16 protein-coding genes and 4 tRNA genes are annotated in these 12,885 nt (G+C 35.0%); 7 read left to right on the top strand and 13 right to left on the bottom strand.

What is annotated here, in order from left to right; all coding sequences use genetic code 11:
• The 7 genes from A9G37_RS04365 to A9G37_RS04395 all read right to left on the bottom strand — a co-directional run.
• Positions 1-750, bottom strand: a 750-nt coding sequence (locus tag A9G37_RS04365) for an IS3 family transposase (protein ID WP_176701861.1), incomplete at its 3' end; no start/stop codon positions are given.
• Positions 741-1,043: an IS3 family transposase gene (locus tag A9G37_RS04370; RefSeq protein WP_065560538.1), complete on the bottom strand. Its 303-nt coding sequence runs from the start codon at positions 1,041-1,043 to the stop codon at positions 741-743. The genes A9G37_RS04370 and A9G37_RS04365, both read right to left, overlap by 10 nt.
• 57 nt (positions 1,044-1,100) lie before the next feature.
• Positions 1,101-1,826, bottom strand: coding sequence for a hypothetical protein (locus A9G37_RS04375; RefSeq protein ID WP_065574736.1), 726 nt, complete (start codon positions 1,824-1,826; stop codon positions 1,101-1,103).
• Positions 1,827-2,460: 634 nt separating this feature from the next.
• Positions 2,461-2,536, bottom strand: a tRNA-Gly gene (locus A9G37_RS04380).
• Between the two features lie 72 nt (positions 2,537-2,608).
• A complete protein-coding gene (locus A9G37_RS04385) occupies positions 2,609-2,878 on the bottom strand; it encodes a DUF1145 domain-containing protein (protein ID WP_065574737.1) in 270 nt (89 codons plus the stop codon).
• On the bottom strand, positions 2,878-3,441 hold the full coding sequence (gene rsmD, locus A9G37_RS04390; protein ID WP_065574738.1) for a 16S rRNA (guanine(966)-N(2))-methyltransferase RsmD: 564 nt from the start codon (positions 3,439-3,441) through the stop codon (positions 2,878-2,880). Before rsmD ends, A9G37_RS04385 begins: the two co-directional genes overlap by 1 nt.
• Before the next feature lie 13 nt (positions 3,442-3,454).
• Complete coding sequence (locus A9G37_RS04395; RefSeq protein ID WP_442902866.1) at positions 3,455-5,986, bottom strand: penicillin-binding protein 1A; 2,532 nt, start codon at positions 5,984-5,986, stop codon at positions 3,455-3,457.
• A 257-nt stretch (positions 5,987-6,243) separates the two neighbouring features.
• On the opposite strand from A9G37_RS04395, the gene A9G37_RS04400 reads away from it, so the two are divergent.
• The gene (locus A9G37_RS04400) at positions 6,244-6,648 is read left to right on the top strand and encodes a protein YgfX (protein ID WP_065574739.1); all 405 of its coding nucleotides are present in this window, start codon (positions 6,244-6,246) and stop codon (positions 6,646-6,648) included.
• A 47-nt stretch (positions 6,649-6,695) separates the two neighbouring features.
• On the opposite strand, the gene tusA is transcribed toward A9G37_RS04400, so the two are convergent.
• From tusA to A9G37_RS04430, 6 genes are all read right to left on the bottom strand, one after another.
• On the bottom strand, positions 6,696-6,926 hold the full coding sequence (gene tusA / locus A9G37_RS04405; protein ID WP_065574740.1) for a sulfurtransferase TusA: 231 nt from the start codon (positions 6,924-6,926) through the stop codon (positions 6,696-6,698).
• A 2-nt stretch (positions 6,927-6,928) separates the two neighbouring features.
• The gene (locus tag A9G37_RS04410) at positions 6,929-7,735 is read right to left on the bottom strand and encodes a Cof-type HAD-IIB family hydrolase (protein ID WP_065574741.1); all 807 of its coding nucleotides are present in this window, start codon (positions 7,733-7,735) and stop codon (positions 6,929-6,931) included.
• A gap of 102 nt (positions 7,736-7,837) precedes the next feature.
• Positions 7,838-9,172 carry a secretin N-terminal domain-containing protein gene (locus tag A9G37_RS04415; RefSeq protein ID WP_218059306.1) on the bottom strand — a complete coding sequence of 445 codons (1,335 nt, stop codon included), beginning with the start codon at positions 9,170-9,172 and terminating at the stop codon, positions 7,838-7,840.
• A complete protein-coding gene (locus tag A9G37_RS04420; RefSeq protein ID WP_065574742.1) occupies positions 9,165-9,536 on the bottom strand; it encodes a hypothetical protein in 372 nt (123 codons plus the stop codon). Before A9G37_RS04420 ends, A9G37_RS04415 begins: the two co-directional genes overlap by 8 nt.
• 1 nt (position 9,537) lies before the next feature.
• On the bottom strand, positions 9,538-10,005 hold the full coding sequence (locus tag A9G37_RS04425; RefSeq protein ID WP_065574743.1) for a hypothetical protein: 468 nt from the start codon (positions 10,003-10,005) through the stop codon (positions 9,538-9,540).
• Positions 9,995-10,945 (bottom strand): PilN domain-containing protein, encoded by a 951-nt coding sequence (locus tag A9G37_RS04430; RefSeq protein WP_065574744.1) that lies wholly within the window; start codon positions 10,943-10,945, stop codon positions 9,995-9,997. Before A9G37_RS04430 ends, A9G37_RS04425 begins: the two co-directional genes overlap by 11 nt.
• A gap of 203 nt (positions 10,946-11,148) precedes the next feature.
• On the opposite strand from A9G37_RS04430, the gene A9G37_RS04435 reads away from it, so the two are divergent.
• From A9G37_RS04435 to A9G37_RS12095, 6 genes are all read left to right on the top strand, one after another.
• A tRNA-Val gene (locus tag A9G37_RS04435) sits at positions 11,149-11,224 on the top strand.
• 35 nt (positions 11,225-11,259) lie between these two features.
• A tRNA-Val gene (locus tag A9G37_RS04440) sits at positions 11,260-11,335 on the top strand.
• A gap of 9 nt (positions 11,336-11,344) precedes the next feature.
• Positions 11,345-11,420: transfer RNA gene (locus A9G37_RS04445), tRNA-Lys, on the top strand.
• Between the two features lie 277 nt (positions 11,421-11,697).
• Positions 11,698-12,114 carry a tetratricopeptide repeat protein gene (locus A9G37_RS04450; protein ID WP_065574745.1) on the top strand — a complete coding sequence of 139 codons (417 nt, stop codon included), beginning with the start codon at positions 11,698-11,700 and terminating at the stop codon, positions 12,112-12,114.
• Positions 12,115-12,143: 29 nt separating this feature from the next.
• Complete coding sequence (locus A9G37_RS04455) at positions 12,144-12,446, top strand: IS3 family transposase (RefSeq protein ID WP_065560538.1); 303 nt, start codon at positions 12,144-12,146, stop codon at positions 12,444-12,446.
• Positions 12,447-12,571: 125 nt separating this feature from the next.
• Positions 12,572-12,885, top strand: a 314-nt coding sequence (locus A9G37_RS12095) for an IS3 family transposase (RefSeq protein WP_141671054.1), incomplete at its 3' end; no start/stop codon positions are given.

The following is a 12,885-nucleotide window of genomic DNA, read 5'->3' on the forward strand; positions in this document are numbered from 1 at the left end:
GTGATTAAATTCCAATTTAAGTTGCGCCAGTGAATCAAAAATAGTATTTGACACAAATTCTGTTTTCACTGCTTTGAATGTGCTTTCTGCAATTGCGTTATCATAGGGGCAGCCTTTGCGACTTAAAGACCGTTTAATTCCAAATGCTGTTAAACATTCATCAATCAAATGATTATCAAACTCTTTTCCTCTATCAGAATGAAACAACTCAATCGTCTGTAAGTTCATTGGAATTTGACTCATAGCTTGCATGACCAGTGCCGCTGTTTTATGCCTGCCAGCACTTCGCCCCACTATTTCTCGATTACTGATATCAACAATTACACAAAGGTAGTGCCAACGTTGTTTAACCCTTACATAGGTTAAATCGGTCACCAATATCTTTCGTGGTTGACCTATATTAAATTCTCGATTCAGTTCATTCCCCACCGGCGATTCATTGCTTTTTTCTGTATGAATACAATATTTTTTACAGGTGTATTTCGAAACCCAGCCATTTTTCGCCATGATTCGACCTATTCGGCGTCGAGATACGGTTATGCCTTGCTTTCTCAGCTCTGCTTGCAGACGCCTTGTACCATAAGCACGATAATTAGTATTAAAAATTTCACCCACTATTTCACTCAGTGATATATCTTGTGATTGCTGCGTTAATTGCCGTTGATAATAGAAACGATTTCGGGTTACATTTAAACATCGACATAATGCACGTAAGCTGTATCGATGCTTATTATGTAAAATTAACTCGATTTTCTTCCCATTATCAACGTCGCTTGCTTTAGGATATCATTCTCCATTAACAAGCGTTTATTCTCTTTGCGTAGCGCGATAAGTTCGTTATCTTCAGTTCGACGATTATCTTTTGCGATGAATGAGCCGGTAGTTTGGTACTGCATTATCCAATTATCTAATGCTGATTTGGTGAGGTCATACTCTGCGACGATATCCGCACGTTTTTTACCATTTTGATATAGCATGACCATTTGTTTTTTGAACTCGTTAGTAAAGCTACGTTTTGCTCTTCGTGATGAATCGATTGCCATTGTTGTTACCTTCTCTTATTTTTAGTTTATCATAACAATGACCTTATAAAACTGGTACTAATTAGTGTAGCCGATCCAACTCTCTAACACAAATATCTGAGGTAAATTAGGTTTAGCTATTTGACTAGGATTAGAATTTCCCAATTGGTTTTTTGCTTCTGGGCCAGTTAGAGTAACCCGTACACTAGTACTAGTTACATTACTCATCGTAGCAGTTATACCCTCATGAGTAACTGAGGGCCAAGTAAGCGGTTGGTCACTTCCACTTATCTCCAAATCAAAATATAAGTTATTGGCCGCTGTGGTCGGAAAATTTAAACCGTAAGATTCGGGTATAATTGATTGAGTAAGAAAACCTTTTTTAGCTTTCCACATGGAATCAGAACTTTCACCAGAGTCATACCTCAAATTAGGCTTTGCGAATTCTACTTTTACGCAAACATAGTTACTCGATGAGTTAGGATTAAGGTAATATGTTTCACTACCTGCTTCAAATGTACTACTAGGTAAGTCATAAAGAGTACTTATACTACCTCCTGTACTACTTAATTCCACTTTATAAGGCGCATTACATTTCGTCAATACATCATTACGGCTTACCATTTGACCATACTTATCCGTGATTTTCAGCGAAATATTTCCTGTAGCCGTTACTTCATTTGACCTCTGCCCATCTCCATCATCATCGCCCCAATTTCCTAGTGCCACTAACTCACTAAAATTCACTGAATTAAATGATGCCGGTACCATCAAGTTAATATCAATAAAACTTTGACCTACCATTGGCAACTCAATCGGACTTGTCAATGATGAAGAGTTGCTTTTTTTTTGGCGGATTTTTTGTAAATAAATGTAAAAATGAAAATAATTCACCTTATAGGTAAGTAAATTTTAAATTAAAATATGCTGTTAGCTTTATAGCTTTTGAGTTTTGTCGAAATAACTGATATTGCTGATAACGTTTAATTTAAGAATTTTGAGCGTAACATCTTACAACTCACATGGCTACAAAATGTGAACTACGGTACCCAACGCCTACGCTCACTCTTAACCATCGGCATGATTTACTCAAATCATTATGATATTCGCCTTTTTAAGACTCTTTGCTTTGCTCAGAAATGCCAAATTGTTCCTGACAAATTGGCATCCCTAACAAAGCACAAACTCGCCAAGCAGTCCAATTTGGCGTGCTGCCCTCTCTCTGTGAGCAAAGCACTCCGACACAGTTAAAAGATAGGTAGATTAATCTTGCCGTGTTGTGTTTTTTTCTAAAATAGCTCAGGTGGACCATTGATTTTATTGAAGTTTTTATTAAAATATTTTTCCAGTATTTTTTACCTTACACATGGCTAATTACTTTCGTTAGTCAACACAGTATGGGATATAAATTTACTTTTATACTAAATAGATATTTTATTGGAGCGGGAAACGAGGTTCGAACTCGCGACCCCGACCTTGGCAAGGTCGTGCTCTACCAACTGAGCTATTCCCGCTTATTGAGGTGCTTCGTAAGAAGTGGTGAGCATTATACAAAAATTTTTGTATCTCGCAACCACTTTTTATTATTATTTTTTGTCTTTCCTACTATCTTTCCAACTAAGTGATTCAAAAACACCAAATAAAAATAGCCGTAACACTTTAAATTTGTCTTGTTGTTTTTCTTGTTTGGTCATGGTTGAGTTTAACATCCAAGCTTGTAAGCCATGAGTAACAGTAAAGGCGATTAAACCAATATTGGCAACACTATTTGCCGGTTTTGGATATGGGTGGATTAAGTTAAATAATAAAAATAACCACATTAATGAGTATAAAGTTTTACCAATAAAGATGAACATTAATTATCTTCTCGTATAAATAGATAGCTGTGAACTTGCCCTGCAATTTTTTCACGATGTAAGCGCCAGTTAGTTGGAATATAAGTTGTTAGATCATGCTGTATTTCTGTTTCAATATAAATATAAGCCAACGGTTTTAGCCAGTTGTTATTTTCAAGTTCGTTAACCGTTTTTGCGACTAATGATTGATGAAATGGCGGATCGATAAATACAATATCAAACTGTTTTACAGCTGGCCTGTTTAGCCATTGTAAAGTATCAGTATGATAAATGTCGATTGAGTTGCTAGCAATAATCTGTTTATTTTGGCTAAGTAGCTGTGCTACTTGTTTATCTTTTTCAAGTAAAGTAACACTTTGGGCACTTCTTGATGCTGCTTCAAAACCTAATGAGCCACTACCCGAAAAGCAGTCCAAACAATCACTATCATGGATAACTGGCATTAACCAGTTATATAGGGTTTCTTTAATGCGATCGGTAGTTGGGCGTAATCCTTGTTTGTCTAGTACCGACAATTTACGCCCACGCCATTTTCCGCCAATAATTCTTATTGAACCATTCATGCTAAATCCTTTATTAGAATAGTTCTGAAGTATTACCTTCTGAATCTGTTACTTTCGTGCCCACCTCTTGGGTTGCATAAGTCGTTGGTTCGGTACCTTTTATAAAGTACTCTGACATTGTTTTAGATCCAGATTGAGGTAATAAACCTGTTTTTTGATCAATAGTAACAGAAATAACATTTGCAGGTTTTACATCTTCTATTACTGGTACGTCTTTTAGGGCAACTTTCATATAATCAACCCATATTGGATTTGCGGTTACAGCCCCTGCTTCAGCTCGGACAGTTCGCCCCAAGTCACGGCGATGATCATCAAATCCCATCCAAACAGTAGTTACAATATTGCCACCAAATCCAGAAAACCAAACGTCTTTAGATGAGTTAGTTGTCCCAGTTTTACCTCCGACATCTTTTCTACCCAATGCTTTTACACGCCATGCAGTACCTTGCCAATCTGAACCACCAAATACGATGGATCGAAGACCATCTTTCATAATAAATGCAATACCACTATTTACCGTATGCGGTGCGTATTTTGGTGTTACATCAGTGACTTTATTTTCAGTATCAATATCAGGTAAAATTATATTATCATCTGCTTTTAGATTTTCTTGCTCTGGCTCTTCATTACCTAATTCGGTTGATTCATTTTCAACATTATCAAGTGATACTGGTGTGGCCCCTACAATGACGTCATCGTCAGTACAATTGTGACAAGCAATTAAAGGTTGATGCTGATAAATTAGACCTTTACCATCATTTTCCTCAATTTTTTCAATTAAATATGGCGATATTAAATAACCGCCATTAGTGATCACCGAATAAGCTCTTGCCACTTGCAATGGCGTAAATGATGCCGAACCTAAAGCTAACGATTCATTATAAGAAATATTTTCTTTAGGAAATCCAAAACGCTCTAAATAAGTCGCAGCATAATCTATACCAACTGCACGCAATGCTCTTACCATCATTACATTTTTAGACATTCCTAGGCCAATTCTTAAACGTAAAGGTCCTTCATAGCTTGGTGGTGAGTTTTTGGGACGCCATGTTGCACTCCCCGCAGAACGAACAATTGGTGCATCATTAAGAAGCGTAGCCATTGTTAAACCTTGCTCTAATGTTGAGGTATAAATAAATGGTTTAATATTCGATCCTAATTGCCTTAGTGCTTGTGTTGCTCGATTAAATTTACTCAAATTAAAATCATAACCACCAACAATTGCTTTGATTGCACCATTGTCTGAATCAAGTGATACTAGCGCAGCGTTAACAGCAGGAATTTGTGATAATTCCCAATTATCACCAGTTTTTTTGACCCAAATTAACTGTCCTGCCTTGATGGTGTCAGAGACTTTTCTTGGGTAAGCGCCTTGTCTTGTATCGCTAATAAATGGACGCGCCCATTTCATGTTTTGATATGCAATAGTAATATTACTTTTATCAGATAATACCGCTGTTGCTTCTTTATCTGAAGATGTCATGACCACCGCTGGGCATATTCCGCCATAGCACATGTATTTATTAAGAGTTTGCTGGATTTGTTCAGAATTCCATGGTGCTTCGTCTGGTTGCCATAATATTTTTTCAGCACCACGATAACCATGTCTGGTATCATACTCAATAATATGCTTTTGCACTGTTTCTGTTGCAGCTATTTGATCGGTTTTTGAGATAGTTGTATAGACTTTATAGCCATCTGTGTAGGCATTTTCGCCAAATTTGTCGTACATAAATTGACGTGCCATTTCGGCAACATAAGGCGCCGAAAACTCAATTTGTGGTGAGTGGTAACTAGCGCCTAACGGTTTTTTAATCGCTTCGTCATATTCTGCTTGAGTAATATAGGATTGATCTAGCATTCGTCCTAGTACCCAATTGCGTCTAGTTAATGCTCGTTCTGGATGTGAAATTGGGTTGTAAGCTGATGGTGCATTTGGTAAACCAGCTAATAAAGCCGCTTCATCAACAGTTAACTGATCAGGTGTTTTACCAAAAAAAGTATAAGATGCAGCTGCAACACCATATGCCCTCGATCCGAAGTTAATCATGTTAAGGTATAGTGCCATGATTTCTTCTTTTGATAACTCTTTTTCCATACGGATAGCCAAAATCATTTCTTTGACTTTACGCGCTATACTTTTTTCAGGTGTTAAGAAAAAGTTCTTAGCGACTTGTTGCGTAATTGTACTGCCACCTTGAGAAAATCCTTTCTGCTTTAAGCCAATATACATCGCTCGAGCAATACCAACTGGATCGATGCCAAAATGTTCATAAAAACGAGCATCTTCAGTTGCAATGACCGCATTAATAACTATTGGGGGAATTTCGTCATATTTTAAAGGGGTTCTACGTCGTTCACCAAAAATAGCAATTAATTCACCGTCTTTGCTTAATACTTGCATTGGTGTTTGAAGTCGAACATCTTTTAATGTAGTGACGTCAGGAAGATCCTTTGAATAATGAGCATAACCTGCAATACCAATAATTAAGCCACAAAGAAATAAACCAATGAATAATTTTAGAATAATTTTTAACACTCTAATTAATATCACAAATCTTTCCTATTCTAAATTTTAAGGCAAAAATAATGGCACGAGAGTTCTCTAAGCACCAAATTTAGTAACATTGCCTTCAGATCAGGATCTTCACATTGACATTAAAAAAATGTCTATGATTGATCGCTTGTTCATTAAAACACACTAAAATTATGCGCATTATCTCCCATATTTGTCTTTATTTTAAGTAATTTTTTGCAAAAGAATGAAATAATCCTAATTTAACTTAAAGCAAAGAATAAATTATGTGGAGCATAAAACTTAGCATATCAAAGATACAATTACTGATTTCAACGCTTTTTTACTTAGTGCTAATCGCACTTTGCTTAGTTATGTTTGCCGATACATCCTTAAATTGTTATACCTTTGTTATTATTCTATTGTTAATAATAGAATGGTGGCACAGCCTGTGTTATTTCAAAACTATTAAAGACGAATTTGCGCTATTTCACTGTATAAATCAAATATACTGGCATAAACAACGTTGGTACTTAATGCATAAACCGTTAATATTTCGCTATATCATTATTTTGAATTTAAAATCTCGACATAATGGCAAACGCTGTACGCTATTATTAATGATTGATAATCTTCAACCTAATGATTGGCGTACATTACGTTTTTACTTAAAGCAAATCGAATTAACTTGACACAAACACCTACTTTCCTGAAATTTTTTGTCATAAAAATCTTCACACTAATGGGATTTTTTGATCCAATACTGATAAGGTTGAGATTCTATTTGCAATGATAGTAATTGATGATCCATATAGCGACAAAAGCTAGGTACATCACGAGTAGTTGCAAAATCATCAGCGATCACATAAAGGACTTGCCCTATAGATAGTTCTCTAATCGCTTTTCTGATCAACATTATAGGTTCAGGACAACGCAATCCAAGCGTGTTGAGTTCTTTGTCAATATTCATATTTATAAAAACAGTTTACTTACATAATGTGGTACAGCATCTTGAGCGTTCGAGCCAATAACTTCTAACTCAGGCAATAATGCTTTTAATTCCGAGCTTCCGTTTTGCATTATACAACCTTTACCTGCAGCTTTTAACATTTCGTAATCATTCATTCCATCACCAAAAGCGATACTGTCTTTTAAACTGTAACCTAATTTTTCTACCACTTTTTTTAGTGCACTACCTTTAGACACATTTTCGGCCATCACTTCAAGGCAATTTAGGGTTGAAAAAGCAATGCTAAGTTTGTCACCAAATTTTGCATCAAGTCGATTCTTTAATTGGACTAAATGCGGGTAAAGCGCATTATCCGTAGTCGTAAAGTAAATTTTAGCAACATCGCTGGTATCAAAATCAAGTGGATTAAATAATTGATAAGTAAAATCTGTATCTCGAAAGAATTCTAATGAATATGTATCTTGCTTATTAATTAACCAATGATCACCACGATATACATGAGTATATATTAAAGGATCACCCATACTCATTTTAGCTATTTCACTAGCAAGCGATGGTTCAATACTTTGGCTAAAAACTAGATTACCTTCGCTATCATGTACCCTAGCACCATTTGCCGTTATCATAAAGGCGTCAATTTCCATGTTTTCTCGCATTTGAGCAACATCAATGTGGTGTCTGCCAGTTGCAAAAACAAAGTGAATGCCTTTTTTACGTAACGCTTGAAGGACTTGCTTGGTATAAGGTGATAAGCTATGTTCAGGAGTTAATAAAGTACCGTCTAAATCAGAAGCAACAACATGCATAATATTCTCTACTTTTATAATTAATAGTAATATACTTTAAAACAATATTTACTTATCAAAGCAACAGCTAAAACAAGTTAAAGTATAATACAACTCCGTTAACATTTACTCAACCAATTGGGGTGTAATAAAAATAACCAACTCTCGTTTTTGTTGTTTTTTTCTATTATGTTTAAATATATTTCCAATAATTGGCATATCACCAGCACCTGGCACTTTTTGTTGCTCATTGGTGTTAACCTGTTGAAAAATGCCACCTAAAACTACTGTTTCACCATTTTTTATTTGAACTTGTGTTTTGATCTCTTGTGTATCAATAGCTATCGCCTCACCACCATCACTACGTTTTATTGAACGACCAGCCGTATTTTGCGTAATGTATAAATCTAAAATCATCCTATCATCTGTTAGTACTTTCGGTGTGACCTCTAGCCCTAACACCGCAGGCTTAAATTCAATAGATGTTGCACCATTACTACCACTAGAAACCTCGTAAGGAATTTCAGTACCTTGTTTTATCGACGCCATATTTTGATTGGCTGTTAACAAATTAGGGCTGGCTATAATTTCAAGTTGATTTTCAGATTCGAGTGCTGATAACTCTAAATTAAGTAAATGACCAGATATTTTAGCCAAATTAAAACCTACAGTTGTGGTGGGATAACTAGCCCCAAGCCCCACATCGAACTTATCTAATAATTGTGATGATTTTCCTGAATATCCCCATTTTATACCTAGCTCTGACATACTCTCCTCATTCATGGTAACAATGTGCGCTGAAATATGAACTTGAGGCATAGGTTTATCCAGTGTTTTAACTAATTTTTGGATATTACCAAACTGTTTAGCTAAATCAGTAATGATAAGTGAATTTGTCCGCTTATCGAGCGTAATCTTGCCCCGTTCTGATAATAATCCTTGTTGTTGAATTGTTTCAATTAAGGTGGTGGGGTCCGCATGATTAACAGCTATAGGCAAAGAATTAAGTGGTTGGTTTAATTCTTTTTCTCTTTGTTCAGATTGCTGTTTTTTCAATAAAACTGCTGGTTCTATCGCTTTAGATACGAACAAAATATTATCGTCAATTTCGGCTTGTAAATTTGCCGAATCTAATATGATCTTTAGCGCTTTGTGCCAATCAACATTGTTGAGTTTAATGGTTTGCTTAATTGGTATATCTTCGGTCATGACTAAATTCATCTGCTGACTATCAGCTAAAGCTTGTAAGATAATTGCAATGTCGGTTTGGTAAAATGTCATTGAAATATTTTGTTGCGAATCGATATTTACCGTTTGCTTCATATTTGCATGAGTTACACTTATGCCCATTGTTACAAATATAAAAATTATTACAGCTAACAAACTTATTTTTGCTTTAGTCAATCTGCAAATACATTGTTCTAACCGTTGATACGTTTGATTTTTACTATTATTATTCATTTAGCGACATTGTCCATGATACAGTACTATGGCAATAATCAGGTAAATCAGCTTGCCACGTTATTTTATCGTTTAATAAAGATTGCAAACGCCAAGGAAACAAAACGTTAGGCACCACATCATCAGTTATTGCTAACCATTGATTTTCAGATGTTAACCAAATTTGCTGATAATTCTGATCAATTTGATTCATGCTTCCCCTAAAATGCCAAACTTGAATTTGTTCAAGCAGTAACGCCGTTTGCTCACTACAAGAAACAGAGTTATTTTGTTGAAAAGGATCTCGTTCTAAAGACATATCAGCCTTTAGTTCAAAACAGATAGCAATTAATAAACTAATAAATTGATAGAGATAACGTTTCACTTTATGCCTTTTTAAATAAGAGCGTAAACATGATCTGTAACTGCTGTTCTTGTTTGCTGATTTTTAGATTCTGAAAATCAAGATAATAAAAATCATCCGTTAATGATGAAATTAAAGCCATAAAATCAAAAAATTGCCCTTCTAATTCAATATCCCAATTAACCGTATTATCAGTTTGATAATGTTTAAAGGAACTTAGTGTTAGATGATTTTGTTCAATAGCCAACGCTAATTCTTTTTCAGATATCAAACTATATAAACTATTTTTACTTGCCTGATAACGCCTTACTTTTGTTTGTAACAATTCAATTTCAGTAATCTTTTGCTGATATAACTCGACCTTTAGCTCAGCTTGTTGCTGGTCTTCTTTAATAAAAAGTTGATAAACAATAACAAAAAACGCTAAACAACATAAAATACACAATGCGTACTGTTGCCAAACTGGGCGATAGAAAAAATCACTGTTCATTAAGTTCCATTTCCATTTCAAAAAATAAATTATTCTTATTGGTTGATACTGTCTTTATTTGACTTTTAGCGATATTTTTTGGCATTAACAAATTTTGGTTAAAATGAGTAAGTTCGACATAACTAAAGCTTTGTCCTTCTATCACTACTTTTTTAGGTTCATAATAGAAAGAATCAAGCCAAATTACTGAAGGTAACTGTTCTGAAAGCAATAATAGAGATTGCTGAATTTGTTTTTGGCTTAATGACGGATTAGGCAAATAATTAGCTAATTCTTCAGTTAATTTTTGTACTACCTTTTGCTGGTGTAGTAATTTTTCATCATAAGTTTGTAAATCATTTTGAGCTTGTATCCACAAATAACAGAGCAAACAACTTATTATGCCCATAAATCCAACAACCACGCCTGTCAATTGTCGTTGATGTTTTGCATGTTTTTCTTGCCGCCAAGGTAAAAAATTAACTTTATTATTTTCAAATCGACAACCTACAAAGGTTAATAGTCGTTGATGCTTTTTAAAAAGATTGATCCAATTTTCAATATAATGACGTTCAACTATCATCACTGTAATTTGTTTTTTATGTTCAGTTGAATAAACAAAATCAAAAAATACACTTTTAGCTGATACTTGGAATAATTTATAAATGTTAGCTTCAACATATAAAATCAATTCATTTAAATTTAGCTTTACATCAGGTAAGGTTAATTGTTGTATTTGAATTAAATTGATATCCAAATTAAGTTCAAATACCGCACACTCAGAAATTTTTTTTCGTAACTCATCAATAAAAATATCTATATCATTTTCATTTTGATAATTAAATACAATCAGATCTTCGCTAGTGGCTGTTGTAGCATTTCGCTTAACTGAATTTTCAATCCTATAGCGTAAAATTGTGGATTCGACATAAATAATGACGCTACTTTTATTAAAAATCATGATGGATTATCTTCTTGTTTCTGATAATAGCATCACTTAATCATAATAATCTTTTCCTAAATAAAAACTGACAAAAGCGATTTTTGCGAACTATCACCCAAAAAATGTTTAAAATTAAATCGAACGAAGTAGATTTTAGAGAATTTTTAAAAAAAAGGTTGACTGAAATAAGTCGTGCCTTATAATGCACATCCACACGGTAAGGGTGATTAGCTCAGTTGGGAGAGCACCTCCCTTACAAGGAGGGGGTCACTGGTTCGAACCCGGTATCACCCACCAATCTTTACCGTGATGTTTCAGTAATGAAACACTTGGGGTGATTAGCTCAGTTGGGAGAGCACCTCCCTTACAAGGAGGGGGTCACTGGTTCGAACCCGGTATCACCCACCATCTTTAGATGGGTCGTTAGCTCAGTCGGTAGAGCAGCGGACTTTTAATCCGTTGGTCGAGCGTTCGAATCGCTCACGACCCACCATTTTATTAAACGGTTTCCCTGAGTAAGTCCAATCAATCTAATTAAATAAAAAAAAGCGATGAGAACGATAGCATTCGACAAATTTGTCTGGAACAAATTTGAACAACACGCAGTGTTGGCCCCGAAGGGGGGAGGCACACGATGTGCCGAATAATCGCTCACGACCCACTATTTCATAACATCAATATTTAATTAATAAACAACTTATTTAATTACGCTATACTAAACAGATAAATACGCTAAAATAATTAAATTATTTATTTTATAAGGAAGTTGTATGCTAAAGTTTTTTGCAAAACTATCATTAGTTTTATGTTTTAGTATTGTTGCTAATGCTGATCAACAAACATTATTTGATTTTAATGAGGAATATCAAAAAGCAACAGAACAAAAAGATGCAGAGGCGCAATATCATATAGGTCTTATGTACGCTGATGGCTCATATACTAAACAACGGCATTTTAAAGGCTTCGAATATGGTTTTGATGAGCAATTAAAAGCACAACCTGATTATATTAAAGCAAAAGAGTGGTTTGAAAAGGCTGCCAATCAAGGTCATATCGCAGCTCAACACAGTTTAGCCTTATTGTATTATAATGGACAAGGAACAAAACAAAACTACTCTAAAGGGATTGTGTGGGATACTGGATCGGCTACACTAATTAGTACCAGTTTTATAAGGTCATTGTTATGATAAACTAAAAATAAGAGAAGGTAACAACAATGGCAATCGATTCATCACGAAGAGCAAAACGTAGCTTTACTAACGAGTTCAAAAAACAAATGGTCATGCTATATCAAAATGGTAAAAAACGTGCGGATATCGTCGCAGAGTATGACCTCACCAAATCAGCATTAGATAATTGGATAATGCAGTACCAAACTACCGGCTCATTCATCGCAAAAGATAATCGTCGAACTGAAGATAACGAACTTATCGCGCTACGCAAAGAGAATAAACGCTTGTTAATGGAGAATGATATCCTAAAGCAAGCGACGTTGATAATGGGAAGAAAATCGAGTTAATTTTACATAATAAGCATCGATACAGCTTACGTGCATTATGTCGATGTTTAAATGTAACCCGAAATCGTTTCTATTATCAACGGCAATTAACGCAGCAATCACAAGATATATCACTGAGTGAAATAGTGGGTGAAATTTTTAATACTAATTATCGTGCTTATGGTACAAGGCGTCTGCAAGCAGAGCTGAGAAAGCAAGGCATAACCGTATCTCGACGCCGAATAGGTCGAATCATGGCGAAAAATGGCTGGGTTTCGAAATACACCTGTAAAAAATATTGTATTCATACAGAAAAAAGCAATGAATCGCCGGTGGGGAATGAACTGAATCGAGAATTTAATATAGGTCAACCACGAAAGATATTGGTGACCGATTTAACCTATGTAAGGGTTAAACAACGTTGGCACTACCTTTGTGTAATTGTTGATATCAGTAATCG

Origin of the sequence: Gilliamella sp. GillExp13, assembly GCF_001690815.1 — a bacterium.
Taxonomy (GTDB): Bacteria; Pseudomonadota; Gammaproteobacteria; order Enterobacterales; family Orbaceae; genus Gilliamella; species Gilliamella bombi.